The organism is Marinobacter nanhaiticus D15-8W (assembly GCF_036511935.1).
Taxonomy (GTDB): Bacteria; Pseudomonadota; Gammaproteobacteria; order Pseudomonadales; family Oleiphilaceae; genus Marinobacter_A; species Marinobacter_A nanhaiticus.
On record NZ_AP028878.1, the window covers coordinates 1501556 to 1526315 of the forward strand.

Annotated in this window: 24 protein-coding genes; 8 read left to right on the forward strand and 16 right to left on the reverse strand. The window is 59.2% G+C overall.

What is annotated here, in order from left to right:
* Nucleotides 1–9: 9 nt before the first annotated feature.
* The 4 genes from RE428_RS06745 to RE428_RS06760 all read right to left on the reverse strand — a co-directional run bounded on the left by RE428_RS06745 (nt 10) and on the right by RE428_RS06760 (nt 5485).
* Entirely contained in the window at nt 10–594 is a 585-nt protein-coding gene (locus RE428_RS06745) for a GNAT family N-acetyltransferase (RefSeq protein ID WP_004581220.1), read from the reverse strand.
* Between the two features lie 73 nt (nt 595–667).
* A complete protein-coding gene (locus tag RE428_RS06750; RefSeq protein WP_004581221.1) occupies nt 668–1303 on the reverse strand; it encodes an HPP family protein in 636 nt (211 codons plus the stop codon).
* 232 nt (nt 1304–1535) lie between these two features.
* Nucleotides 1536–2912 (reverse strand): NAD-dependent succinate-semialdehyde dehydrogenase, encoded by a 1377-nt coding sequence (locus RE428_RS06755; RefSeq protein ID WP_004581222.1) that lies wholly within the window; start codon nt 2910–2912, stop codon nt 1536–1538.
* 134 nt (nt 2913–3046) lie between these two features.
* Nucleotides 3047–5485, reverse strand: a complete 2439-nt coding sequence (locus tag RE428_RS06760; protein ID WP_004581223.1) for a putative bifunctional diguanylate cyclase/phosphodiesterase — start codon at nt 5483–5485, stop codon at nt 3047–3049.
* 273 nt (nt 5486–5758) lie between these two features.
* Between RE428_RS06760 and RE428_RS06765 the strand changes: the two genes are divergently transcribed.
* On the forward strand, nt 5759–6025 hold the full coding sequence (locus RE428_RS06765) for a DksA/TraR family C4-type zinc finger protein (protein WP_004581224.1): 267 nt from the start codon (nt 5759–5761) through the stop codon (nt 6023–6025).
* 38 nt (nt 6026–6063) lie between these two features.
* Here the strand turns inward: RE428_RS06765 and RE428_RS06770 are convergent, their stop codons facing one another.
* The 9 genes from RE428_RS06770 to RE428_RS06810 form a co-directional block, all read right to left on the reverse strand.
* Nucleotides 6064–6984 carry a patatin-like phospholipase family protein gene (locus RE428_RS06770; RefSeq protein WP_004581225.1) on the reverse strand — a complete coding sequence of 307 codons (921 nt, stop codon included), beginning with the start codon at nt 6982–6984 and terminating at the stop codon, nt 6064–6066.
* A gap of 151 nt (nt 6985–7135) precedes the next feature.
* On the reverse strand, nt 7136–8092 hold the full coding sequence (locus tag RE428_RS06775) for a hypothetical protein (RefSeq protein WP_004581226.1): 957 nt from the start codon (nt 8090–8092) through the stop codon (nt 7136–7138).
* Between the two features lie 172 nt (nt 8093–8264).
* Entirely contained in the window at nt 8265–8993 is a 729-nt protein-coding gene (locus tag RE428_RS06780) for an amino acid ABC transporter ATP-binding protein (RefSeq protein WP_004581227.1), read from the reverse strand.
* Nucleotides 8980–9630: an amino acid ABC transporter permease gene (locus RE428_RS06785; protein WP_004581228.1), complete on the reverse strand. Its 651-nt coding sequence runs from the start codon at nt 9628–9630 to the stop codon at nt 8980–8982. Before RE428_RS06785 ends, RE428_RS06780 begins: the two co-directional genes overlap by 14 nt.
* The gene (locus RE428_RS06790; RefSeq protein ID WP_004581229.1) at nt 9627–10313 is read right to left on the reverse strand and encodes an amino acid ABC transporter permease; all 687 of its coding nucleotides are present in this window, start codon (nt 10311–10313) and stop codon (nt 9627–9629) included. The genes RE428_RS06785 and RE428_RS06790 overlap by 4 nt, the downstream gene beginning before the upstream one ends.
* A 42-nt stretch (nt 10314–10355) precedes the next feature.
* Complete coding sequence (locus RE428_RS06795; protein WP_004581230.1) at nt 10356–11180, reverse strand: transporter substrate-binding domain-containing protein; 825 nt, start codon at nt 11178–11180, stop codon at nt 10356–10358.
* Nucleotides 11181–11226: 46 nt separating this feature from the next.
* Nucleotides 11227–11895 carry a FadR/GntR family transcriptional regulator gene (locus RE428_RS06800; protein WP_004581231.1) on the reverse strand — a complete coding sequence of 223 codons (669 nt, stop codon included), beginning with the start codon at nt 11893–11895 and terminating at the stop codon, nt 11227–11229.
* Between the two features lie 229 nt (nt 11896–12124).
* The gene (locus tag RE428_RS06805; RefSeq protein WP_004581232.1) at nt 12125–13168 is read right to left on the reverse strand and encodes a sodium:calcium antiporter; all 1044 of its coding nucleotides are present in this window, start codon (nt 13166–13168) and stop codon (nt 12125–12127) included.
* Nucleotides 13169–13282: 114 nt separating this feature from the next.
* Nucleotides 13283–14215 (reverse strand): LysR substrate-binding domain-containing protein, encoded by a 933-nt coding sequence (locus tag RE428_RS06810; RefSeq protein ID WP_004581233.1) that lies wholly within the window; start codon nt 14213–14215, stop codon nt 13283–13285.
* Nucleotides 14216–14391: 176 nt separating this feature from the next.
* Between RE428_RS06810 and RE428_RS06815 the strand changes: the two genes are divergently transcribed.
* Nucleotides 14392–14685, forward strand: coding sequence for a hypothetical protein (locus tag RE428_RS06815; RefSeq protein WP_004581234.1), 294 nt, complete (start codon nt 14392–14394; stop codon nt 14683–14685).
* Here the strand turns inward: RE428_RS06815 and RE428_RS06820 are convergent.
* Complete coding sequence (locus tag RE428_RS06820; protein ID WP_040882561.1) at nt 14682–15314, reverse strand: TetR/AcrR family transcriptional regulator; 633 nt, start codon at nt 15312–15314, stop codon at nt 14682–14684. The genes RE428_RS06815 and RE428_RS06820 overlap by 4 nt on opposite strands.
* A gap of 265 nt (nt 15315–15579) precedes the next feature.
* On the opposite strand from RE428_RS06820, the gene RE428_RS06825 reads away from it, so the two are divergent.
* On the forward strand, nt 15580–16518 hold the full coding sequence (locus tag RE428_RS06825; RefSeq protein WP_004581236.1) for a homocysteine S-methyltransferase family protein: 939 nt from the start codon (nt 15580–15582) through the stop codon (nt 16516–16518).
* Nucleotides 16519–16585: 67 nt separating this feature from the next.
* Here RE428_RS06825 and RE428_RS06830 read toward each other — a convergent pair whose 3' ends face one another.
* On the reverse strand, nt 16586–17188 hold the full coding sequence (locus RE428_RS06830; protein WP_004581237.1) for a CBS domain-containing protein: 603 nt from the start codon (nt 17186–17188) through the stop codon (nt 16586–16588).
* An 87-nt stretch (nt 17189–17275) separates the two neighbouring features.
* Entirely contained in the window at nt 17276–17584 is a 309-nt protein-coding gene (locus RE428_RS06835) for a hypothetical protein (RefSeq protein WP_004581238.1), read from the reverse strand.
* Between the two features lie 349 nt (nt 17585–17933).
* Here RE428_RS06835 and codB point away from each other — a divergent pair, with 349 nt between their 5' ends.
* From codB to RE428_RS06860, 5 genes are all read left to right on the forward strand, one after another.
* Nucleotides 17934–19217: a cytosine permease gene (gene codB, locus RE428_RS06840; RefSeq protein WP_004581239.1), complete on the forward strand. Its 1284-nt coding sequence runs from the start codon at nt 17934–17936 to the stop codon at nt 19215–19217.
* 1 nt (nt 19218) lies between these two features.
* On the forward strand, nt 19219–19971 hold the full coding sequence (locus RE428_RS06845) for a PucR family transcriptional regulator (protein ID WP_004581240.1): 753 nt from the start codon (nt 19219–19221) through the stop codon (nt 19969–19971).
* Nucleotides 19968–21227: a cytosine deaminase gene (codA, locus tag RE428_RS06850; RefSeq protein WP_004581241.1), complete on the forward strand. Its 1260-nt coding sequence runs from the start codon at nt 19968–19970 to the stop codon at nt 21225–21227. Before RE428_RS06845 ends, codA begins: the two co-directional genes overlap by 4 nt.
* Nucleotides 21228–21531: 304 nt before the next feature.
* On the forward strand, nt 21532–22551 hold the full coding sequence (locus tag RE428_RS06855; protein WP_004581242.1) for an AraC family transcriptional regulator: 1020 nt from the start codon (nt 21532–21534) through the stop codon (nt 22549–22551).
* Nucleotides 22552–22892: 341 nt separating this feature from the next.
* Entirely contained in the window at nt 22893–24704 is a 1812-nt protein-coding gene (locus tag RE428_RS06860) for a choice-of-anchor D domain-containing protein (protein WP_040882563.1), read from the forward strand.
* Nucleotides 24705–24760 lie beyond the last annotated feature (56 nt).

Sequence of the window (24760 nt, forward strand, 5' to 3'; positions counted from 1 at the left end):
GACTCAGCCTTATTCGTTGTCGATCTCTCGTGTGAGCAGGACAACTTGACCTGTGTAAGGATAGCTTTCGTGCGGTACCGCGGCACGTCTTTCGACAGGCCGGTAGCCCAGGCGTTCATACAATCGAACGGCGCCGGTGTTCTGTTCAAAGACTTCAATGCTGGCGAGGCGGCATCCTGCCTCCCGGGCCAGACCGTCAACCCTTGCCATGAGTGCAGACCCAATACCTTGATTGCGATATCGGGGATAGGTCGCAAGCATGTTGATGTAATAGCTCCCGGGCACGCAGCGTTCGAGTTCGATTAACGGGCGGATAAACGCCGGATAGCTGGACAGGTCCTCGTCTTGCTCGGCGTCTGGCAGCCGGTAGCCAAGCAACATGCCGGCTACCCTGTCATCCATCATGGCCAGGTGGGCATTCCTGAAGGAGAAGTTCTGGCTCTCGCTGCCGGCCTTCTCGGCGCCGTACTCGATGGTCGTCTGCCCCTCTCTCTTCGACTGTTGCCAGAAATAGGATGGGATGCCTTCGCCCGCCATAAGCGCCAGTTCGGCGATAGCCCTGCAGTCTTCAGGGGTGGCTTTGACGATGTCCATGACAGATCTCCGCTGCGGGACCTACTTTTATACCCTCAATTTGAGCGCCCGACTACTCCTGCTTTTCCCTCTTTCAGCCGCGTAGACGGGCGCCGGAAAATGCGACGGGGTCGGCATTTGGCTTCGCTCGCCAAAGGGGGTAGGGCAGGCCGGAAAGGCGATTCAGGGTAAAGGCCTGGATCAGCAGTATCAGCACCCCCGCCATAAGCAGTGGTAACTGCTGTATTTCCGGCATCAGACCAAGGGAAACGATCAGTGCCGTGGCTCCGGCAGGTGGATGTGGGACCCGAAACCACACCATCAGAAAACCCGTTGCTCCAAGCGAAAACGCCGCAGCCGCAACACGTTCTGGTCCAACGCCTGACATCATGGCAGAGGGGGCGTCGATGAGGCCGAACAGATAGAGACTGGCGTATCCCATGAGCGCCCCGATGAGATGTCCGCACAGTGTATTGCGCGGGGATGCGGGAGCCGCCAGAGGCACGTGGAAGAGGATGAAGGCAGTGGCGCCCAGCGATGGGAAGATAAACGCTTCCTGTGTTATCAGCGCGATAAAGGCGATGAGCGCAATGCTGATCGTACCGTTGACGAAGCTGAAGCCGGCCATGACGGCTCTGTGGCTGTAGCGTTGAGCGAGCCGCTCCAAATGTAAGGCCCTGAGCACGCCCGAAACCAGTTGCCAGCGTAGCCTTTCGTTCCTGATCCCCATTGATCACGCCCGATGTATAGCAAAAAGGCCGGGAACGATACGCCCTGTTTTGGTGCGATGGCAACAACAGGCTTGATCAGATATTGATCTTTGTCATTTGTCGACGTCGATTCGTCGGAGGGCTTGAGCTCCAGCTCGGTCTGAAACGCTGGCAGGGTTACGTGAACCTGCAAGGATGGGTTGTGGTGGGGGAAAACTGCCGGACCGTCGGGCCCGGCAGAGAAAGAGGCCTTTAGTCGATGACCATAACCGTTTTGGCGTTGGTGAACTCTTTCATGCCAAACCCGCCATGTTCGCGTCCGTAGCCGCTATCCTTGACGCCGCCAAAGGGTAGGTGGGGCTGCGCCAGGCGATAGCCGTTGATGTTCACCATGCCCGTATCGAACAGGTTGCGGGCCAACTCCACAGCGCGGTCCTGATCCTTGGAGAAGATGCCGCCACCCAGACCGTAGCGTGAGTCGTTGGCCACCTCCATGGCCTCATCGTCATCCTTGACCCTGATCAGCGAAGCGACCGGTCCGAACAACTCTTCGTCGTAGGCGGGCATCCCCGGTTTCAGATTCTCCAGGACGGTTGGCGGATAAAAATAGCCCGGCCCCACGGGTAATTCGCCGCCGGTAAGACAGGTCGCGCCTTTATCGATCGACTCGCTGACGAGTTTATGCAGGGTTTCCCGCAGGTCATCCCGGGCGATGGGGCCTATGTCAATTTCAGGATCGGTCGGATCACCGTACTTGAGCTTTTCCATCTGCTCGACCATTGCATCGCGGAATGCGTCATAGTGCTTGTCCACGACAACAAACCGTTTGGCCGAAACGCAGGTTTCGCCGTTGTTGATCACCCGGGCCTGAACACAGGTCTTGACCGCTTTCTCGATATCGGCGTCCTCAAGGATGAGGTAAGCATCGTTACTGCCCAGTTCCAGAACGGATTTCTTCAGGCATTCACCGGCCTTTGAAGCCACTTTACGACCGGCGCCGGGACTACCCGTCAGGGTGACGCCGCGGACATACTCGTGCTCGATCAGCGGCGCGGTTTGTTCCGCATTGATCAGCAGCACGGTAAAGACATTCTCAGGCAAGCCTGCTTCCCGGTATATTTTGGCCAGTTCCAGGGCCGACCCCCAAACATTCGGGGCATGCTTCAACAATACCGTATTGCCGGCCATGATATTGGCGATGCTGTAACGAACAACTTGATAAAGAGGGAAGTTCCACGGCTGGATGCCCAAAATCACGCCCATCGGCTGATAGGTAATGAGCGCGTGTCCCCCCTTCAAAGGCCGCTCCTCGTCGGCAAGTTCCTCGGCGCCGTTATCCGCGGTGTACTCGCAGATGGCCGCGCAGAGTTCGACTTCATCGCCGCCTTGCTTGATAGGCTTGCCCATCTCCTGGGTCATCAGGTCACAAAGGGCTTCCTTCCGTTCCCGGAGAATTCGGGCAATATTGCGCAGAATATCGCCTCTTTCGGAAAACGATGTTTTTCGCCACTCAAGAAAGGCGTTGTGGGCCTGCAGGACCAACGTGCGTGCTTTTTCGTCGCTGATCAGGTGGTAGGTTTCGATGGGCTCCCCATTTGCGGGGTTGATGGTCTGATAAACATCCGCCATTGGGTGTCTCCTTGCGGCCATGTCCATGGATTGGTCTGACTACTCATACACATACCATGGGGGTGGGCAATGGGGTGTCCCAACAACATTGGGATTACCGTCTCTCCATTCCGACGCTCTCCATTCCGGTACTCTCAGTGACGCAACCAGCGTCGATTCCGGGGCCGGGGTTTGGTCTTGGGGTCTCTGGACAGGTCCTGTTTAAGTAAGTCGTCGAAACGACAGGGGCGGTGTAAGCCAAAGCCCTGCAGATAGTCGACGCCGATCTCCCGAAGAATGTCCGCAGCCTCGTCATTCTCTACGAACTCGGCGATCGTGCACTTGTGAAGGGTGTGTCCGATGTCGTGGATCGCGCGGACCATAGCCCGATCGCTGTCATCGCTACTGATATGGCGCACAAAGGCGCCGTCGATCTTGAGGCAGTCCACCGGCAGTTGCCTCAGGTAACTGAAGGACGACAGTCCGGTACCGAAGTCGTCCAGGGCGAAGGAGCAGCCCATCTTGGCCAGGCGGACCATAAATGTCTGCACGTCCACCAGGTTGTGGACCGCGGCGGTTTCGGTGATCTCGAAGCAGAGCCTGTTGGCGGGTACCTTATGTTCGCGGATCTGGCCAATAACGAAATCTGCGAAGTCCGACTGATCGAATGAGCGGCCGGAGAGGTTGATGTGACAGGCCTCGATAGAGTCCAGGTGCTCTGGATGCTGAGCAAGTTTGCGGATTGCCTCTGTGATCACCCAGCGGTCGATCTTGCTGATCACGCCGTAACGCTCTGCAGCAGGCAGGAAAGCCGACGGTGGGACGACCTCGCCATCCGTGTTCGTCAGACGAATCAGCACCTCATAACGGGGCAGGTCGCCGGCGTCGCTGGCCGGTACGATTAACTGGGCATCCAGGTAAAAACGGTTTTCATGCAAGGCTTCCTGGATGCGATTGAGCCATGCCATCTCGCCCCGGTGGGCCAACTGGAGCTGGTCATTGTGGGCGGAGGCATAGACCCGGTTGCGTCCCTCGTTCTTGGCCACATAACAGGCGATGTCCGCGGCGCGCATAAGTTCGCCGATATCCGGGGCTTCGGTGGTAATGGGTACGACGCCGATACTGCAGCCGATACTGTGATTGTCCCCTTCCCAACTGAACACGATCGTCTCCAGCGCGCGCCGCAGCTTCTCAGCCACAACCGTCGCCTGTTCCAGATCGCAGTTCTCCAGGATAACGCCAAACTCGTCGCCGCCCAGCCGCGCGAGGATGTCATGGTCGCGCAACGTAGAGCGAACCAGTTGCGCGACCTGGCGCAGGAGTTGGTCCCCGGCGCTGTGGCCGGAGGTGTCGTTGACGACCTTGAACTGATCCAGGTCGATAAAGCACAGCGCATGGACCGAACCATCATTTCGGGCCCGCCCGAGCGTACTGGCCAGTTGGCGTTCGAATTCGCGGCGGTTGAAGAGGCCGGTGAGCTCGTCATGGGTGGCCTGGAAACTCAGCTCTGAGGCTAATCGGCGGGACTCGGAGATATCCTCGAGCATGGCGATCATGTAGGGGGATGTTCCCGCCTGTTTCCATATCATCGACGCTGTGATGCGCGCCCAGAGGAGGTCATTGCTGCCTTTGAGCAGCCGGTACTCCGTGGTCGCACTCTGTCTCCGACCTTCCAGAAGGTCAAGGCGTTCGTCCCGACCCAGCTTCCAGTCTTCTGGATGGACCAGGTGGAAGAAGGGCAGGTCAATCAGCTCCGACCGAGGCCGATTGAGGATTTCGCAGGCGGCCTGGTTGACGTCCAGTATACGGCCATCCTGCTGGACCTGGGCGATGCCGACGGCCGTTTGCTCGAAGATGGCGCGGAATTTCAGTTCGTGGGCTCGCCGTATTTGGACCAGGCGCTGGACGAGCGCCCATGCCAGGGCGGAAAGTAGAACCAGGAACACGATACTGGTGATGGAGAGGATGGTTGTGGTCCAGCGCGCCGCTTTTCCCATGGACCGACGAAATTGCCGCGCCAGTTCGTCCAGGCTCGCGTTTACCTCTTCGAGTCGTGCACGTAGCTGGCTGATGCGTTCCTCGTCAGGCGCGCCCGTTTGCCACTGGTCCTCCAGGAACCGGAGGATGTTCTGGAGTTCGATAAGGTGAGGATCGGTTTCGCGCCAGGCGTCGATGGCTGACTGGAAGTGTTTGAGCTCGGAAAAATGGCGGAACAGCCAGATCATGCGAGACAGGTCATCAGGATGGTTCCAGCCGCGAATGAGTCCTGCCCTCGCTTGCTGGAGGTCCAGCGATTCGGCTTCCATGGCCAGCCGGGCGGACATATCCCCCAGTGGAATATCAATCCATCTCTTTGCGGCTTCCAGCTCCCTGGGCATGCCGGTCCGGGCATATTTATCCAGATGCCAGACGGTGTTGACCTGCGCGCGAGACCAGGCACCGTTGCCACCGACATACCCGGTAATCGCCGCCTGGATCTGCACCACCGATACGATAAAAGCGGCTGCGACAATAACAAGCACAACCAATCCCGCGACCAGCCCTGCGACTTTTAACCGACGGCTTTGCTTGCTGCTGGTCTCAGCCCACTTCATTCATTGCCTCCTTGCGGATGCCCTTTCAACTCCAATGAAAGGCGGACAGTGAATTCATAGAAAACCGGGATTCGTAATGTTTCGCGCGTCGTCTGCAACCTTGTTTCATTCACTTCTATTAATGTAGACGCTAATTCCGTCACGGTGGCGGTACATCCTGAGATTTCATCTTGCTCGTCCAGTTGCCCATCGTGTTCCGGACGAATGTGAGTTGAATTCAGTTTGAACGCGGCGGATCATGAAAGTTGATAGAAGACGCTTGGGAGAAGGGCCATGGCTGGCGGATGGTCGAAGGACGGAGCCGTCCAGGATCAGATCGATAGTACTGTGGAAGACGAACTGCAGCGGGCTCGGGCCCGCTTGCCTTCCGGTGAGAGCCTGACGCATTGCGAAGAATGCGATGCGGAAATTCCGGAAGCGCGTCGGAAGGCGCTACCCGGGGTGAGATTGTGTGTGAAGTGTCAGAGCGAGCATGACAAGGCCACAGGCCCCTATAGCGGCTATAATCGTCGGGGCAGCAAGGATAGTCAGCTGCGATGAGGCTCTCAGCGACGTAGGGAAAACGGTTGCCTCAGGTGTTAGCCGGCGAGCGCGTCCGGCTCTGTGGCGTGCGCCTCTATCCGTTCTTTTGCCGCTGGTACTGGCGTTGCTGTCTGTTCGAGGTGGGTATTCCCCGCAGATATTCCCTGCCTGTAACCCTGGTCAAGCTTGGTGATCTGGGTCGTGAGCCGACTGACGGGGAAACCGGGTGGGGGCGCGATGATATTGACGCGGCAATCGTCCGGCGGTGAGGTCATGAAATCGAGCGTGCGGTTGTAGTCTTCTGCACGCTTCAGGATGACGTCGTAGAGCGCGGGTTGTTGCCTGAAGAGCGGGCGCATCAGGGCCGGGAAGCGCGCCGGCTTCTTGCGGAAACCCAAGGGCTTGGAGAGCACCACCGTGATGTCCCTCGCACCCTGTTCATAAGCCCATTTGACGGGGATGGAATCGGCCATGCCTCCATCGGTCATGGGTTCGCCCTCGACCTCCGGAAAGGCCCGATAGGCGACCGGCAGCGAACAGGAGGCCGTGAACACGTCATGGAGGTTTCGTTCGTCGATCCGGTAGTAGCGAGGCTCGCCACTGCGGACCAGCGTGGTGCCCACCCAGAGGGGAACCTGTTGCTGGAGGTAGCGATCGAAATTGAGCCTGACGTCGTTGAATGACTGGTGCCATAGCCAGTGCACATCGCACAGGTGACCGCCCCGTAGAAAGCGCTTCCAGTTGATGAAGTCCGGTCGGCAGGCGTGATCGGTGATTACCCGGTAACTGCGTCCGTAATCGCCAGCCAGGTAGCCGACCAGGTTGGTGGCGCCGGCTGAGACACCGACCGTGAAATCGAAAGGGTTGTAGTCTTGGGCCATAAAGGCATCGAGCACGCCAGCGGCGAAGATACCTCGCATGGCGCCACCCTCGACGACGAGGGCGGATGTCGATCCATGTTCCGGGGATGGGGGCATGATTTAACTCTCGTTCAACTTTCCCTGATGACGTTCAACTTTCCCTGATAACGGCGAGCCATAATCATAATGATAGAAAATTGGCCTGGGTAATCGGCTGATTCTATCGATGTGATACCCCGGCCATTCGCTATATCGCCGAAACGCTGCGCTACATGATCTCTACGCCCTCACACTTGTAGGCCCCGAGGAAGGTATCTTCCTGCAGTATGTTGCCGTCCAGATCGAAACAGAACAGGTAGGTTTCGGTACGGTCGCCGATTTCCACACTCTTCAGCCCGATGCATTCGTTAGGCCGGCCCGGCACCAGCTTGAATGAGGAAACACCACGCTCCGGTACGCGTTCACCCACTTCCAGCGTGCGGATGTCGGTGAAGTCCTCGTCGGCGACGATCAGCACGTTCGATCCCTTTTCCCGTTCATCCACCGGTTCGTCGAAAGGTTCATTCGAGATCTTGCGAGGGAAGAACAGCCATTGGTTACGGTCCGGATGCCATTCCGCGGCCTCATGGATGACGTAGCCCTCGGCATCGACACCCAGGGCATCGCGGATGCGCTGGTAGTTGTCCTGCCAGTTGATGCTCTGGAGCGTGTAGGTGCGGTCGAGTACCTTGATCCATTCTTCCTGGGGCTTCTTGCCGTGACTGCCGACGATCATCTGGTCGCCTCTCAGTGTGGCCCATTCGCTCTTGAAACCCTTGAATTGCTCGTCGCCGCTTCCGGTCATGAGGATATGGCGTGGTACCAGCTGGTTGTCGTTGCGGATCTCGCAGACCAGGCCGGTACGATCGTCGAAGGTCACCAGCCGTTCGCCGAACATCACCAGCTCGGAAAACTCGGCGCCGCGGCCACCCTCGGCAATCAGGCTGATCAGGTGATGTTCGCCGCCCTGATCGGCTGGGATCTCTTCCAACGTATAACGGGCGCGGCCTGTGGACGGATCTTCGCAGCGTGTCAGCCGATCATAACGAAGGGTGGACTGCCATGCCGTCTGGCCGTCTTCCAGTTCTACCTGGGAGGCATGGTCTTCATCGGTGATGATGGCGAGGGTGTAGGTGTCGACGTCCGAGGTATAGCGGGTCAGCCGTTGTCGGTCAGCAAGTGGCATGATGTCGCCTGCGCTCTGCGTGTGGGTATGTCGTCATCCTGACGTTACCGGTCCAGCCTCTCGCAAGCGCTTGGAAGGGTCAAATTAAGTGCGGTTCAGGGATGAGGTGGGCAAAGTTGATCCGGGGAGGCGGTGGGGCCCGCAACCGCCATGGCAGTGTTACCGGCTCCGCTCAGGAGACGGACTGGATGAACGCCGAAAGTTCCGGGGTGCCCGGATTCACGAAGAGGTGTTTCGGGTCGCCCGATTCATGAACCCGACCCTCGTGCATGAAGACCAATTTGTCGCTGACGTCCCGGGCAAAGCGCATTTCATGGGTCACCATGATCAGCGTCATACCTTCGTCGGCCAGCTGGCGGACAACGTTCAGCACTTCATTGACGAGTTCTGGGTCCAGGGCGGATGTGACTTCATCGCATAACAGAACCTTCGGTGACATGGCCAGGGCTCGTGCAATGGCGACCCGCTGTTGCTGGCCGCCGGAAAGCTGGTCGGGGTAGGCGTCGAACTTTTCGGCAAGGCCCACCTTGGTCATGGCGGCCATGGCCATCTCCCGGGCCTCCGCCTTGCTGATGCCTTTGACCACCTTCAGGGCCAGCATGACGTTTTCCCCGGCCTTGAGGTGAGGGAACAGGTTGAATTGCTGGAACACCATGCCGACTTTCAGGCGCAGTGCCCGCAGATCCTTCTGGCCAGCCACCAGTTCTGTGCCATCCACGTGGATAGCACCGTCGTCGATGCCTTCCAGGCCGTTGATGGTGCGCAGCAGGGTACTTTTACCCGATCCGCTGCGGCCGATAATGGTGACCACATCACCCTCCCTGACGTCCATGGTGATGCCCTTGAGGACGTGCAGGTCGCCGAAGTGCTTGTGGATTTCGTTGATACTAACCAGAGACATGGAAAGCTCCTTCCAGACGGCGGGCGAACAGGGATAGCGGCCAGCACAGGGCGAAATACCCTAATGCCACGAGGCCGTACACGAGAAATGGATCGAAGGTGGCGTTGGCGATCATGGTTCCCGTCTTGGTGAGTTCGGTGAACCCGATTATGGAGGCGACGGCCGTGCCTTTGACCACCTGTACCGAGAACCCGACGGTGGGCGGAATCGCAATACGCAGGGCCTGGGGCAGGATCACGTGGCGCATCTGCTCGCCGTAATTGAAGGCCAGGCTCTCGGAGGCCTCCCACTGGCCGCGGGGAATCGACTCGACGCAGCCGCGCCAGATTTCGGCAAGAAAGGCGCTGGTGAACAGCGTGAGACCTAGCGCCGCTGCGAACCAGGGCGACACGTCGAGACCAAGCAGGGAGATACCAAAGAATAGCATGAACAACTGCATCAGCAGTGGCGTGCCCTGGAACAGCTCGATATAGCCTTTGGACACGGCCTGCAGTATGCGGTTATCGGCAATGCGGGCAAAAAGAACGATCAGCCCCACGATCCCGCCCAGCACAAAGGCCAGCAGTGAAAGTACCAGCGTCCATTGCAGACCGGACCAGAGTCCGCGCAGCATGTCGAACAAGGTAAATTCGGTCATGCGCGAGCCCTCCCGTCCAGTGGTCTGCGGACGATGACGTAGCGACCGAACAGGTTGAACACCTGGCGGATGCCGAGGGCCATCAGGAAGTAGATCACGGTGGTGATGGCATAGGTTTCGAAAGCGCGGAAGTTGCGGGACTGGATGAAGTTGGCGGCAAAGGTCAGTTCTTCGGTCGCGATTTGCGAACAGACCGCGGAGCCGAGCATCACGATAATCACCTGACTGCTCAGAGCCGGCCAGACCCGCTGCAGGGAAGGGCGCAGCACGATATGGCGGAAGATCTGGAAGCGGCTGAACGCCAGCGATTCACCCGCCTCGATCTGGCCCTTGAGGGTGGCTTGTACCCCGGCACGAACAATCTCGGTGGAATAGGCCCCCAGGTTGATCACCATCGCAAGCACCGCGGCCTGCCATTCGCTCATGCGCACGCCAAGTTCCGGTAGCCCGAAAAAGATAAAGAACAACTGGACCAGGAACGGCGTGTTGCGGATCAACTCCACATAGCCGGTCGCGATCCAATTGAACGGCCTGATCTCCCAGGCCCGGCAAATAGCGCAGGCGATGCCCAGGGTGATCCCGAACACGCTCCCCACCGCCGTCAGCGTCAGTGTAAAACCCGCCCCCTTGAGCAGGAGATCCCCATACTCAAGGGTGGCGGCAAAGTCGAATTCGTAAGCCATAGTCGATCACGCGACGTTGCTGGATTTCTAACGCGTAGACGCCTAGAGCTGCTCAGGCAGAGGGGCGTTCAGCCAGCGCTGGGAGATGTCGTTGAGCCGGCCGTCTTCACGGGCGGCCTTGATGATGTCGTTCACCTTGGCGATCAGTGCGGTGTCGCCCTTGGCCACGCCCACATAGCACGGCGAGTTCTTGATCAGGAACTTCACCTCCAGGTCTCGGCTTGAGGTGCGCTCGGCAACGGCGGCGGCGACGACGTTACCGGTAGCGATAAGGTCGGTCTGACCGGAGAGAAAAGCGGAGATCGTGGCGTTGTTATCTTCAAAGCGCTTCAGCGTGGCGCTGTCGGGTGCAATCTTGGTGAGTTCCAGATCCTCGATGGAGCCGCGGGTCACGGCGATCATCTTGCCGTCCAGATCCTCGGCGCCCTCGACGGTCGAGGCTTTGGGACCGAATACACCATTGAAGAACGGCGCGTAGGGCTCGGAAAAGTCGATCACCTTGGCGCGATCCGGGTTCTTGCCCAGGCTGGAAATTACCAGGTCGGCTTTGCCGGTGGTCAGGAACGGGATGCGGTTGGCGCTGGTCACCGGGATGAGCTCTACATCGACGCCCAGGTCGTTGGCGATCAGGGTGGCCATATCGATGTCATAGCCTTGGGGTTTCATATCGGTGCCAATGCTGCCGAAGGGCGGAAAATCCTGAGGTACGGCAACCTTGAGGACGCCCTCCTGCTTGATGTCTTCCAAGGTATCGGCCTGGGCTGCGGCAGTGCCCAGGAAGCTGGCGCAGCAAGCCAGCACCATGGCACAGAACCGCAGGGTCCAGGCGCCGGTCTGCTTTCGTGTCACTCGGTTGATCGCTTGCATGGTTTTTCCTCTGGTTTGGGTTTCGGGTTTGGCTGTGGATGACCGATCAAGGTTGCTCGAAGCGAATGCCTATCCGACTGGCGGCGCAGAGCAGGTGGCGTTGGATGGCCTCACGGGCCCGTTCTGCATCGCCATCGGCGACCGCCTGAATGATGGATTTGTGCTCGTCGACGGTTTCCCAGATGCGTTGGGTATTGGCGAAGGGGAGCCGGAGGCTATAGCCGATCTTGATCTCGCTCTGCTGCATTACTGCCGCCAACGAGGGATTACCCGAAAGGCGGGCCAGGCGCTTGTGAAACTCGAGGTCCCATTCCGCAGCGCTGACCAGGTCGAGTTTGTGGAGGGCGCGCTCCAGTCCGTCCTGGGTTTCCTGCAACTGGTTGACGGCTTCGCTGGCGTAACGTGCGGCGAGGGCGGCGGCTGCGGGCTCGACGATGTAACGCAGCTGGAAAATGGATTCGGGTGTAATCCCTGACGGCCCTTTCGGCACTTCGTCGTGAACTGCGCGCTCGCTGACATAGACGCCTTTGCCCGGGTGGGAACGTACGAGGCCCAGGGCTTCCAGCATGGATATGGCTTCCCGCAGCGATGTACGGCTGATACCCAGACTCAACGCCAGTTCCCGCTGGGATGGTAGACGCTCGCCCGGCGAATAGTCGGCGCTGACAATTTTCCGTTGGAGGGCCTGGGCAGCTACGCTGGACAGGGTCGACATGATGCTCGCTTACTCAACTGGCTGACTATTGAGATCAGACTGGTATAACTGGTCTGACCAGTTGGAAGCCTCTAAGCGAGTTGTATGCCAATGATGGTAAGCGAGTGATAGGTAATTGATTTAATGGTAATTAAACTGGTTTTATGGGGGCGGTTACAGAAAGCGTAAAGCGCGGTGGCGTGCACTTCGAAGGCCCAGTTGCACTTCAATGAAGCGATCTTGAGAAGGGTCAGTGGCTCCCTTGTGGCGAGGTAGGCGGCAGGCCGGGGACCCAGTCAACAACGCCAAAGCTTTCCGCGCTGATCCACACCACGAACACCAGATAGAACACCAGCAGGGCAACGGATTCGGTACGGGACAGCACCATATTCGTGCGCATCAGCAGGAAAAGAAGGATGGTCGCGGCGGTGAGCACGGCCATCATCGGGGCAGCGACGGAGAAGTTGATGACGGTGGTGCCGGCGATCAGGACACCAACCGGAATACAGACAAGCAGGTCAAAGGTATTGCTCCCCAGCACGTTGGCGATACTGGTGACCCCGCGCCCGTCCCGGGCGGCGCGGACCGAGACGAAGGCATCGGGAATTGAGGTGCCGGCTGCGACCACGGTGATCCCCCACAGGAAGCTGGGCGTGCTGAAGATCTCGCCGAAGTTGATGGCGGCGCGTACCAGGCCCTCGACGCCGACGACGATAACAATCAACGACAGGCCCAGCTTTCCCCACTCCTTCGGGGCCGAAATGCCGGTGGTGTCGACCTTCTCACCCTGGTCCAGCGTGTCCTGGTACTGGACGAAAATATAGAGCAGGTACAGCCCGATCGGCATCAGCGCGAGCCAGCGATTGATCTCACCGACGATAGCGTGCTCGTTCTCGACCGGGAAATAGATGGCGGCGAAGGAGAAGGTCAGCGTCAGTACCGCCACCGCGATCATGTAGAACTGGGCTTCCTTGTACACCAGGTCGCGGCTGGCGCGTAGTTGCTTGCGGGTACTCAGTCCGGCGGCGGCGGGAATGATCAGGATATTGAACAGTGCCGAGCCGACAATGGCGGCCACGCCTAGTTCGAACTCGCCGTGGACCAATGTAGAAATAACGGTGGTGGAAAGTTCCGGAAAGGAGGAGCCGACCGCTACGACAATCGCGCCCTGGACGATCTCCGGCAGGGAATAGTAGGCAGAGAGCCGGGCACTGGAGGACTCCAGTAAACCGCTACCCTTCCAGATAATGGCTGTCCCGATCAGTGCAACCACTGACCACAGCAGTATCTCCATGCGCCCTCGTGCTCGAAGTCCCTGACCTCCCCGGAGGTCTTTGAGCCCTCGAACACCTTCCTGAGTGTTCCAGGAGAGTCGAAGGCCTTTAAAGGCTGCCTGAAGGGCAGCCGGTTATGCAAGTTGACGCATCGGTTCCGGGTACAACGCCTGTTCGCTTCGCAATGCCGTGAAGGCTCGCGCGATATGTCCTCCAAGCGCTTCGACCACATCGCCACGCTGTGCGCCGGTAAGCATTTCGATTTGGTAATGCCCCAATGGCGGCAGCCCAGCTGCTTCCGGAACCTGGCGTATGGGTTTGCGGATCAGGCCCAGCGGAAACGGCGCGATGGCAAGATCGGCCTCCATGGCCGCCTGCTGGCCGGCACAATGCTCGCTGGTGTAGGCCACACGATAGGGAATGCCAGCCCGATCCAGGGCAGCCAATGCAGTGGCGCGCCAGATACAGCCTGGGCTGGCAAAGGCAACGGGTAGCGGCGAGCGTTCAATCGCCGTACCGCCAGCCCGGTGTGCCCAGACCAGCGGCTCTGTATGGACCACTGTCCCGTGATCGGCTTGCCCGTCGCTACCCGAGGTAATCAGCGCCAGGTCGATTTCACCGGATTCAAGCCGTTCCACCATGGTCTGGCTGCTGCCGACCACGACATCCACCTGTACTGCCGGGTGGGAGCGAGCGAAATCAGCAAGCACGCCGGGCAGTATGCGGGTGCCGATATCGTCCGGGGTGCCGAATTTGACCGTGCCGCTCAGGGAAGGGCGCAGGAATTCGGAAACGGCCTCTTCATTCAGCTTCAGCAGTCGCCGGCTGTAACGCAGCAGTGTTTCCCCCTCGGGCGTCAGGGACACGCGCCGGGCTTCGCGAACGAAGAGTTGTGTTTCGAGCATCTCTTCCAGTCGCTTGATCTGCATGCTGACCGCCGACGTGGTTCGAAAAACCTGTTTGGCCGCCCGACTAAAACTATTGGTCTCTGCAATGGCAACGAACGTTCGCAGGACATCGTTTTCGAGTAACGGCAACGTGCGAGTGAGAGGGACAGGGGAGGTCATGGCCGGCTCCCGTTTTCGTTAAATTAGATTGAAGGCTCAGTGTAGTTTATTTCGATTGAATGAACAAAGTCGTGGTCGCAACCTGATGGTCGAGGTTGAGGCCAGCAAGCCGCCCGGATGGTCCGGGCGACACGGGGCCTTACTGAGCAATCAACGTAGGAAAGAAGGAGCCGACCATGAATCGCCGGAACAATGAAACGAACCGCCATCCCGATACCGGCCGTGTACAGGTGCCCGCGTTCTACATGCCGGCCATGCCGCCGATCCAGCTAACTGAGGCGCTTGACCGTTGGATTAGCCATTGGCTGCAGCGCCGCAAGTTCCGCCGCCTGCTGAATTACGACGACCAACATCTGGCGGTGCTGGGGCTCAAGCGTGAGGATCTCGCGTGGGCAGCTCGCCAGCCGTTACAAACCGACGCCTTTGAGGTTTTGCAACAGCGGTTACAGGGTTGTGCCCGAACAGATTAATGCGCCAGGGCGCTGATCGCCGGGTCGTAAACCAGTCTCAGATGCGTGCGGTAGGATTGGACCTGGTCGATCAGCGCCTGATTGTTGTCGAGCAACCGCGCAAGGATGATGCCGCCTTCGAGTGAGGAACTGAACATGTCCGCCAGGGTGTCTATCGACACCGGTGTTCTTGCAGGGTAGCGTTCAGCCACTTCTACCAGTCGCTCGGCAATCAGGGTGCGCCAGCCTAACAGTCCAGCGACCATCTGCTCACGCACCTCCTCATCCAATTGCTGCAGCTCGTAGGTGAAGGCCGCTACCAGGCAGCCCGGATGAATGGTCAGCATGCCGCTCACCATTTCGGTAAACAGGTTGAGAAAGATCAGCAGGCGCTGGAGTGGGTCTTCGCTGAGCCTGTCCGCCTGCGCCAACAGTTCATGGAAGACCGCATTGTCCTGCTCGATATAGCGTTCTACCAATGCCCTGGCCAGGGCTGTCTTGCCGTTGAAATGATAGAAGAAACCGCCCTTGGTGATGGCTGCCTTGTCGAGGATTTCTTCGATCGAGGTGCCCGTAAATCCCTTTTGCAGTATCAACGCCTCGGCGGTCGCCAAGATTCTCTCGCGACTGCTGTTTGCTCGTGTAGCCATCCTTAACTTTACCCGTGGTCCAGTTAAATCTGTGTTGCCTCAAGACTGAGTTGGCGGCGCAATGCGTGGTTTACGCAATATGTTGATTTCAAAGGTTTTAAAGATGGACGAAGTTCGTACCGTCGGTTCACTAGTTTTGGGGCAGGGGCGGCTCTAAACTGCTTTTCGTCCGGACAATAATTGATCAATCCAAAAAGTTTAACCCGTTATGGACAAGGAATGAACTCTGCATCACTCCCATGCGGTGTTCCCGGAGGAACGAATAATGTCGGTTTACAGAAATGCATTGCCCCAGCTTGGCGACCAGCTCTTCCTGCTCGACGGCGGCATGGAAACCACGCTGATCTACCTGGATGGCCTTGAGCTCCCTCACTTTGCCGCCTTCGATTTGTTGTCGACTCGAGAAGGGGAAGAAAAGCTCGAAGCCTATTATCTGCCCTTCGTTGAACTGGCACGCCGTTCACGCCGTGGGCTGATCCTGGAAAGCCCGACCTGGCGCGCCAGCCCTGATTGGGCAGAGAAACTGGGCTACAGCCTGGATGAGTTGGACGATCTCAATCGCAAGTCGATCGGGCTACTGGAACGTATCCGTGAGCGCTACCAGACGGCAGGTACGCCGATGGTGATCAGCGGTTGCCTGGGCCCGCGGGGCGATGGCTACGTGCCGAACCAGGGCATGGGTGTCAACGAGGCACGGGATTATCACCAGAGGCAGGTCGACGTTTTTGCCGGTAGCGCGGCCGATATGGTCGCGGCGTTGACGATGAATACCATCGAAGAGGCGACCGGTATCGTGTTGGCTGCACAGGCGGCGAGTATCCCGGTGGTGATTTCCTTCACGACGGAGACCGACGGTCGGCTGCCTTGCGGCGTATCGCTCGCAGAAGCGATAGAGGCAGTGGATGCGGCGACGGACACGGGCCCGATCTACTACATGATCAACTGCGCCCATCCGGACCACTTTACGCCAGCTCTGACGGAAGAGCCCTGGACACGACGGGTTCGCGGTATCCGCGCCAATGCGAGTCGCAAGAGCCATGAGGAACTGGATCGGTCAACGGAGCTTGATGCAGGTGATCCGAGCGAACTGGGGGCGCAATATGCTCAACTGCGCGAGCGCTTCAGTCACCTGAACGTTCTCGGTGGGTGTTGCGGTACGGATATCCGGCACATCGAGTCTATAGCCGGACACTGCGCACACTAAGGCGTTTGAACGAAGAAGACCGCTGGTTCAGCCAGCGGTCTCTCCGCGGTTAGCCGGGTTGTAGCATCTACTCGAAGTGTCCGTGGACCGCATGCACGATGTCGGAGAACGTGCGGGCCCGGGCATTGCTCTCCAAGGCGATATGCAACCGGCGAGCAATCAGTCCCGAGGATATCAGACCGCGCAGGCGGGTTCGGCCGGGCTGGTTCTCGTCGTCTTCGAATACCAGGAAGTGATCGGTCTGCGCCTGGTTGAAGGTCTCGACCACATCGCCGATACGCACGTTCGCCAGGTGACGGACATGGATGCTGGGAAACTGGTTGGGCCGCTCCATGATGTCCTTCACCTGGACTTCGTCCAGGCTGGTGCCCTTGGCATGGGCGGTAGCTAGTGCTTTTTTGCCAAGCACGTCCTTGAGGGAAATGATACCGACGAATTCACCGGAACCGTTGACCACCAGTTTCAGCGGCACATCGGCCAGTTTCATTACCACGCGGGCTTCGCTCACCGAGACGTCACCTCTGATGGTGGACGGCGGCGTTTCGCGAAAGTCGCGCATAATCTTTATAGCCGGATCTTCCGGGGTCAGTTCCGGGTGCAGGTCCGGGTCTACGATACGCTGTTTGCCAAGTACTTCGCTGGTCGGCAGGGGCTGGTAGTTTGCGCTCATGGGTACGCCTCTCGTCATTGGAATCGTTAGCTATCCGGTGATCGCCAGGTTATCTGGCAATGAATTCCGGCATGGTTTTCAACGGCTTCAATGACGGGCTGGGGGCCCCTGAGGTAAAACGGGGTAGCTTACGTCATAGGATCTGGCCGCCGGACGCGGGCGGAACCCGACGAGCACGATCAACGCGGACAGGGCTATGAGTCCGGCGGTCTGGGGTGGTGGTGCCAGTTCGGCGGAGGAAAAGGTCTCGTCAGCCAGGGAGGTTACGGTATCGGCGCTGGGCACACCTGCCGAATAGCCTGAAGCGAGATCCGTAGACTGGGACAGGGTCGAGCCAACAAAAAAAAGCGTAATCGCAAGAGCGACCAGCATGCGGCCAAAATGTGAGTAGAGCATTGCGCTTTACCTCGCGCCAAACCGATTGTTTCGTTTCTGCATTCGGTAGTACATCAGCTTCTTCTTTCAATATAGTGCCCAGCGCTGCAATTTAAACAGCGTAAAAGCACGTACACCTGACCTGAATCATTGACAAGTTGAAAGTTTGGCTGTCGTGTTTTGGTGCTCGGCGCGAGAAACCGCACCGTTACGGTGCCTTCTTCCTCGCACACTTCGTGACTGCGGCTATGGCTTGTGCAACCTGCACAAAGAGTGAGGCGCCATGAAAGAAGCTTCGGCCCGAGAATGGTCTCCTGGCACAGCCATTGCCAATCCGACTGCATATCAACCGGAACGGAGATCAACCTTCATGAATCATCCAGCCACCCCACAAGAACAGGATTATCCGCTCAGCGCGGTGCCGCTCGAGGCACGCAAGAGTCTGGCGTCGATGGGCCTGGTTCTCCTGGGATTTACGTTCTTTACTGCCACCATGTGGGCCGGCGGGTCGGTCGGGACTGCATTCGATTTCCAGACGATGTTATTGGTGCTTTTGATCGGTAACCTGCTGCTCGGTACCTACGCCGCGATCCTGGCTTTCATTGCTGCACGGACCGGATTGAATACCGCGCTGATGAGCCGTTTTGCGTTCGGACAGGTGGGCAGCAAGTTGTCCGACTTCATTCTCGGCTTTACCCAGATCGGCTGGTACGCCTGGGGTACCGCGACCATGGCGATCCTCCTGGTCAAGATGACCGGGCTTTCGCAGGCCTGGGAGATGCCCCTGATGGTGGTGTTCGGTTTCGGTTTCTGCATCAGTGCGTTTATCGGTTATAGAGGTCTGGAGTGGCTGTCGCGATTTGCAGTGCCGGCAATGATCATCCTGATTGCCGTCAGTATGACGATTGCCACGAACGATGGTGGTGGGCTGGCTGGACTGAGTGCCATCGTGCCTTCTGAGGATATGAGCATGGCGGCGGCGATTACGCTGGTCTTCGGTACCTTTGTCAGCGGCGGTACCCAAGCCACCAACTGGACCCGGTTCGCCCGCTCAGGCAAGGCTGCTGTGGTTGCCACACTGGCAGCGTTCTTCATCGGTAATGGACTGATGACACTGGTGGGTGCATTCGGTGCGCTGGTCTACCAGCAGGCTGATATCGTCGACATCCTGGTGGCGCAGGGTCTCGCGACGCTGGGAATCCTGATGCTGTTCCTTAACCTTTGGACGACCCAGGACAATACCGTCTATAACTTTGCGGTCGCTGGGTGCAACATGTTCCGCACCCGCCGTCGCAAGTTGGTTACCGTCGTCGGTGCCGGTGTGGGCACCTTGCTTGCCGTACTGGGCATGTACGAATGGCTGATTCCCTTCCTGATCCTGCTGGGCACGTTCATCCCGCCGGTGGGCGGCGTGATAATGGCAAACTATTTCGTGGCCTGGCGTGCGAGGTATCCGGATCTTGAAACGGCCTCGCTTCCGGCGTTCAACCTGCCCGGGCTGGCGGCTTATGGTCTGGGTTCACTGGCGGCCTATACCTCCCCCTGGATTGCGCCGGTGGTTGGGGTTGTCGCGGCAGCGTTGGCCTTTGCCTTGATTCATGTGGCAACCGTGGCCGTGAAGGAACGCCGGGCCGAAATGATGAAGCCGGTCTGACATGCCGCTGACCTGTGCCGATATTCCGCAACTCCCCGGACTCGAATCGATCCTTATCCGGGGTGGATGCGGTGGCCCACTGAAACCGGTCCGCTGGCCTTACGTGGCGGAGAACCGATCCTTCCGGCCTTGGGTGAAGGGCGGGGAGCTGGTTTTCATCACCGGTATCAGCCGCCATCGCAGTCCGGAAAACCTGAGCGAGCTGATATACGAAGGGGTGGATGCGGGCGTAGCCGGCCTGGTTATCCTTACCGGCGATGCCTACATTGGGCAATTGCCCCAGCGTCTGGTGCGTGTGGCTGAGGAACAGGGCTTGCCATTGCTGGAACAGCCGTATGCCCTGCCCATGGTGGAAGTTACCGAGATTATTTCGAGAGCGCTTCTAAAGGATGAGCAGCGGGCGTGCCTGCCAGCCAGTGGATCCGGTGAGCCGCTGGCCCAGGTTATCCGCCGGCGCATCGGACCCAAATCGGAGCTTATTGAAATGCTGGCAGCTCGTGTGAACGGCCGCCTTGAACTGATAGAGAAAAGTGGCCCGACGCTCGATGCCTGGCTGGCACATGGCGGCAACCTATCTGCAGCTGCACAGGCTATGGGTGCGCACCGCAACAGCCTGCGTTACCGCCTGGATAACCTGTTTCGCGAGACCGGCCTGCGCCCGGACTGCGCGCAAGACCTGGAAACCCTGGTCATGGTCCGCGCCATGCTGCGGCCAACGACCGAATTCGAGACCCCACCCGGAGATATTGAATGACCTCCCATCCCACCGCGATAACCAATGCCCGGCTGCCGGGGCGTGACGGCCTGTTCCGTTTGCCGATGGCCAATGGGCAGTTCAGCGCCATCGAGCACCTCCCGGAGAAGGCCACTGTCGGCGACGGCGAACTCGACGCCGGCGGAAATCTGGTGACGCCGCCGTTCGTGGAGCCCCATATCCACCTGGATGCCGCAATGACTGCCGGCGAGCCGCGCTGGAATCGCAGTGGTACGCTGTTTGAGGGTATCGAGTGCTGGTCCGAACGCAAGCCGATGCTGACCCGAGCGGACGTGATCCAACGTGCGGAGAAAACCCTGAAGCTGTTTGCCGCCCACGGCATTCAATACGTGCGAACCCATGTCGACGTGACCGATCCGACGCTTGTGGCCCTGGAGGCAATGGTCGAAGTGCGGGAGCGGGTGGCTGACTGCATCGATCTGCAGATCGTCGCATTCCCCCAGGAGGGTATCCTGTCATTCCCCGGGGGTAAGGATTTGATGAACCGGGCCATGACAATCGGAGCCGACGTGGTCGGAGGCATTCCACACTTCGAGTTCACCCGTGATTATGGGGTGGAATCGGTCAAGGCGCTGATGGATCTGGCGGAACGCCACGACAGTCTGGTGGACGTGCATTGCGACGAGATCGACGATCCGGCTTCCCGCTTCCTCGAGGTGCTGGCCGCCGAAGCCCTGGCCAGGGACTATGGTACACGTGTCACCGCCAGCCATACCTGCGCCATGCATTCGTACGACGACGCCTACTGCAGCCGGTTGTTCCGCCTCTTGGCCAAGGCGAACCTACGCTTCGTCGCGTTGCCCACCGAAAACCTGCATTTACAGGGCCGGTTCGATGGCTATCCCAAGCGCCGGGGTGTGACCCGGGTGCCAGAACTGCTGGATGCCGACCTCAAGGTGGCCATGGGGCAGGACTCGATCCGCGATCCCTGGTATCCCATGGGTAATGGCAACCTGCTACGTACGTTGGATGTCGGGCTCCATGCCTGTCATATGCTGGGGACTGACCGGATCGACCGGTCGCTTGAACTTATCACCGAGAACGGCGCCGCAGTTATGGGATTGGCTGACTACGGTGTCGCCGAGGGCAAGCCAGCCCGCTGCGTCATACTGAACGGCGAAACGCCCTATGAGGTGTTGCTGAACCAGTCTCCGGTCCTCGCTTCGGTGCGTGATGGCCGGGTGCTTGTGAGGCGTGTACCTGCCCCCGCGGAAGTGAATGGTTGGCCGGAATAGATTGTCGGACAGGGCATGCGGCCGCTACGGCCGCTTGTGCTGTCACAAGTTCGCAACCTGAAGTTGTCATTTCCGGCCAGGCCCTGGAAATCGTAACTGGTCGGCAGAAACGTCAATCGGTCCTGACCCTATACTCCCATCCACGGCCAGCAAGACAAAGTCGCTAGGCGTCTTGCCGATGATGACTCTTTCTGGCCTGCGGTCCCTTCTGGGCAACATGGAATGGCGCTTGCCGGTGGCCCTCGCCCGTTGCCAGTAGTCAGAAGCATAAGAATTCGAAACTGACCTCAGGGATGAACCAGACATGCACCCATCCAGTCGCATGGCGTACAACGTGCCCATCGTTTCTGTGCGTTATGGGCGCCGCTTTCTCCGCTTTATGGAAGCCCGGGGTATTGGTCGGCACGCGCTCGTGGAAGGCTCCGATGTCGACGAAGCCACCCTGGGCAATCCCGAAGCCTTCCTCTCCATGAACCAGGTCATCCAACTCCTGCGCCAGGCGAACTCGCTCCTGCGCGACGAAACGGCGCCGTTCGAGTTCGGCCAGCAGCTGGATTTCCCCGCTCATGGCTTGCTGGGGTTTGCGTTGCTCGGCCAGGAGGACCAGCGCAAACTCGTCAGCATGATCGTTCAGTACTTGCGGGTCTGCCTCCCGATTATGGATATGGAACTCAGTTCCACCGGCGACGACGTGCGCATCCGCCTGCGGGATTCCTGGGAGCTGGGCGACATCCGACCGTTCATGGCCAAGATATACATGGGCAGCATCCACGCCCTGGCATCCCAGGCCTGCCATCAGTTCCGCTTCGAATTCGATTTCAGTAGTGATGTGGCGCACGAAAAGTGGCGTCGTCTGACGCGGGGCGCCGATGTGGTGTTCGACGCATCCGCGACCCAGGTGATCATGCCGCTGTCCGGTCGTCCTGTGCGAGACAAGAAACTGGGGCTGGCGTATTTCCTGGCCAAGGCCCGGTCCCGGGAAGAGATGCAACCGGAGAGTCCCGGCGAAATCGTTACCAGGGTGCGCGAGATCGTGATGCATCATCCGGGGCAGGGCGGCAGTCTCGAACACGCTGCTAAAAGGCTGGTAATGAGTGCGCGTTCACTGCGTCACCACTTGGCCTCGGTCGGTACCTCATTTCGCGAAATCCGCAACGAGGTTCGCTGCACCTACGCCACCCGTTACCTGACCGAAACCACCGTACCTCTGGATGTCATCGCCGAGAAGATGGGATTCAGCGACCAGGCCAGCTTTACACGTGCCTACCGCAGCTGGACCGGGCAAACCCCTGGGGAAGTCAGGCGCAACCACAGCAAAGAGTAGCTGGATCTGCTCCCGCGGGCGCCTGGGCGCGTTCGGCAGTCCTATCGGGCCAATAGAACCCTATCGGTCAGAAATTTGAAGGCCTTCACGAATTGGTGCATTGGCCCGTTCCTATTCCTCTTTTGTCAAAGCCCTTGCCGTTTCTGGCAATGACCCTCCCGGCCCCCGGCACGCCTAATAACGATGATGCACTTTGCCCGTCAGGCCAGGTGCAACCAGGCAGTTATCTGTTCCAACGACGACGGATGACAGGGATACGCCGCAGATCGATAGCGAAGTCCTCATCGATGCAGTCTGCGAGCCCAACAAAAACAGTTAAACGCTCAAACAGAGGACGAACCATGACTTCGACGAATGTACGCAGGAGTCCGCGTCGGTTGCCGTTTGCGATGACCGCAGCGGCACTGATGGCGGCAAGCGGTGCTGCGACCGCCGAGCCCGTATCGCTTACCCTTGAATACACCTGTCCGTTTCCATTGATTGGCGACCAGCCGATTCTCGCGGAAATATCAGCCGACATCCCGGCCGAGGCGCAGGTAGGACAACCGCTGGGGCCCTTCCAGATCGAGGCGTTGACCACGGTTAACGAGGATTCCCGCACTGGCCTGAAACTGGTGGGTTCAGAAACCATCGAAGGTGTCGCCACTTCGACCAACATCATTCGCACGGTCACCGGCGATACCAACATCACTGTGCCGCTGACCATTCCGCAATCACCCATCCCGGACGAGACCGGTGCCTTTACCGTGCCGGCCTCCGGCGAAGCCGCGGCCCAGACCTTTACCGCTGACCAGGTCGGCGAAGGCTCGATCCTGGTGGGAGGCCTGGTGCTGGACATGACGGCGCGAACCGCAGATGGTTCTGTCGCGCCGGCGCCCATCGGCGAGTTTGTCGCTGACTGTACCCAGGTCGCGGGCCAGGACAACGTGCTTCAGACCTTCCAGATCGTCGGCGAGCAGACCACCGATCCGGTCATCGGTCTCGAACCGGCTGAAACCGTCGACTTCGGCGAAGTACAGTCCGGCCTGACCGGCGAGCAGACCGTCACCATTTCCAACACCGGCGGCGCCGACCTGGGTATCAACAACGTGACCCTGGGTGGCACCAATTCGGGTGCCTTCATGCAGACCAACGACTGCACCACCGTCGCTCCGGGCGCAAGCTGCAGCGTTAACCTGACCTACTACGCGGAAGGCGACGGCGAGCAGTCCGCAACGCTGACCGTGGCGTCCACCGATCCTGAAAGCCCGAGCGTGGAACTGCAACTGACCGGTACCAGCTACACCATGGCGACACCGAACATTGCCACTTCACCGGAGGAAGTCAGCTTCGGCGCCGTGCAGGTCGGTACCACAGCAGAGCAGACCGTCACTGTCTCCAACACCGGTGCCGCTGCCCTGAACATCGCTGCGATCAACATCAACGGTGCGACCAGCGAATTCATGCAGACTAACGACTGTGCCACGGTGGCGCCTGACGCGAGCTGTGCGGTCACTGTGACCTATACACCGGCCTCCGCCGACGCGGGCGCGGCTGAACTGGTCATCGAGTCCGACGATCCGGATACCGCGAGCCTGACCGTTCCGCTGAGCGGCGAGGGTGATGACGGCAGCAGCGGCACCGTCGACTTCCTGTTGGATCTCGAAGGTTCCACTTACATCAACGCGTCTGACAGCACACTGCCGCTCAACGGCACGATCGACGCGGTACTGGAGCTGGCAACCGGTATGTACACGGCGGACCTGAACATTGAGCCGACCCAGGGCTCGTTCCAGGTGCTCAAGTTCTTCAGGAAGCTCAAGGCCACGGCGAACGTCGAGTTCGAGCCGGTGGAGCAGACGACGGGCACCCTGAATAACGGCACGCTGACGGCCGAGTCGAAGCTGATCGTCAAGGTACCCAAGGTCACCATCAACCTGTTTGGTTTCAAGTTGCCAATCGGCGGTGGCGACCAGTGCCAGACTATGGATCCAGTCACTATCAGCATGCAGTCGCCTGAAGGCGAAACCTTCAAGCCGGCTGAAGGTGGCAACCTCACCGGCACCTATGCACTGCCGCCCCTGGAGAACTGCGGCGGTCTGACCGACATCCTCAACCTGTTCCTGGCAGGTGACGGTAACGAGATCAATCTCTCCTTGACTCCGAACCTCTAAGGATGTTGCCGGGTGCCCTGTACCGGGGCGCCCGGCTCCCCCTCTGGGTGCCCTGT

Bases quoted from the DNA above. Each gene is read 5' to 3' on its own strand.
- RE428_RS06860 (WP_040882563.1), top strand. From the start codon at position 22,893: ATGACTTCGACGAATGTACGCAGGAGTCCGCGTCGGTTGCCGTTTGCG.
- RE428_RS06825 (WP_004581236.1), top strand. From the start codon at position 15,580: ATGTCGGTTTACAGAAATGCATTGCCCCAGCTTGGCGACCAGCTCTTC.
- RE428_RS06795 (WP_004581230.1), bottom strand. From the start codon at position 11,180: ATGCAAGCGATCAACCGAGTGACACGAAAGCAGACCGGCGCCTGGACC.
- RE428_RS06835 (WP_004581238.1), bottom strand. From the start codon at position 17,584: ATGCTCTACTCACATTTTGGCCGCATGCTGGTCGCTCTTGCGATTACG.
- RE428_RS06775 (WP_004581226.1), bottom strand. From the start codon at position 8,092: ATGCCACTTGCTGACCGACAACGGCTGACCCGCTATACCTCGGACGTC.
- RE428_RS06830 (WP_004581237.1), bottom strand. From the start codon at position 17,188: ATGAGCGCAAACTACCAGCCCCTGCCGACCAGCGAAGTACTTGGCAAA.
- RE428_RS06800 (WP_004581231.1), bottom strand. From the start codon at position 11,895: ATGTCGACCCTGTCCAGCGTAGCTGCCCAGGCCCTCCAACGGAAAATT.
- RE428_RS06745 (WP_004581220.1), bottom strand. From the start codon at position 594: ATGGACATCGTCAAAGCCACCCCTGAAGACTGCAGGGCTATCGCCGAA.
- RE428_RS06810 (WP_004581233.1), bottom strand. From the start codon at position 14,215: ATGACCTCCCCTGTCCCTCTCACTCGCACGTTGCCGTTACTCGAAAAC.
- RE428_RS06765 (WP_004581224.1), top strand. From the start codon at position 5,759: ATGGCTGGCGGATGGTCGAAGGACGGAGCCGTCCAGGATCAGATCGAT.
- RE428_RS06805 (WP_004581232.1), bottom strand. From the start codon at position 13,168: ATGGAGATACTGCTGTGGTCAGTGGTTGCACTGATCGGGACAGCCATT.
- codA (WP_004581241.1), top strand. From the start codon at position 19,968: ATGACCTCCCATCCCACCGCGATAACCAATGCCCGGCTGCCGGGGCGT.
- RE428_RS06780 (WP_004581227.1), bottom strand. From the start codon at position 8,993: ATGTCTCTGGTTAGTATCAACGAAATCCACAAGCACTTCGGCGACCTG.
- codB (WP_004581239.1), top strand. From the start codon at position 17,934: ATGAATCATCCAGCCACCCCACAAGAACAGGATTATCCGCTCAGCGCG.
- RE428_RS06790 (WP_004581229.1), bottom strand. From the start codon at position 10,313: ATGGCTTACGAATTCGACTTTGCCGCCACCCTTGAGTATGGGGATCTC.
- RE428_RS06815 (WP_004581234.1), top strand. From the start codon at position 14,392: ATGAATCGCCGGAACAATGAAACGAACCGCCATCCCGATACCGGCCGT.
- RE428_RS06750 (WP_004581221.1), bottom strand. From the start codon at position 1,303: ATGGGGATCAGGAACGAAAGGCTACGCTGGCAACTGGTTTCGGGCGTG.
- RE428_RS06760 (WP_004581223.1), bottom strand. From the start codon at position 5,485: ATGAAGTGGGCTGAGACCAGCAGCAAGCAAAGCCGTCGGTTAAAAGTC.
- RE428_RS06755 (WP_004581222.1), bottom strand. From the start codon at position 2,912: ATGGCGGATGTTTATCAGACCATCAACCCCGCAAATGGGGAGCCCATC.
- RE428_RS06770 (WP_004581225.1), bottom strand. From the start codon at position 6,984: ATGCCCCCATCCCCGGAACATGGATCGACATCCGCCCTCGTCGTCGAG.
- RE428_RS06855 (WP_004581242.1), top strand. From the start codon at position 21,532: ATGCACCCATCCAGTCGCATGGCGTACAACGTGCCCATCGTTTCTGTG.
- RE428_RS06820 (WP_040882561.1), bottom strand. From the start codon at position 15,314: ATGGCTACACGAGCAAACAGCAGTCGCGAGAGAATCTTGGCGACCGCC.
- RE428_RS06785 (WP_004581228.1), bottom strand. From the start codon at position 9,630: ATGACCGAATTTACCTTGTTCGACATGCTGCGCGGACTCTGGTCCGGT.
- RE428_RS06845 (WP_004581240.1), top strand. From the start codon at position 19,219: ATGCCGCTGACCTGTGCCGATATTCCGCAACTCCCCGGACTCGAATCG.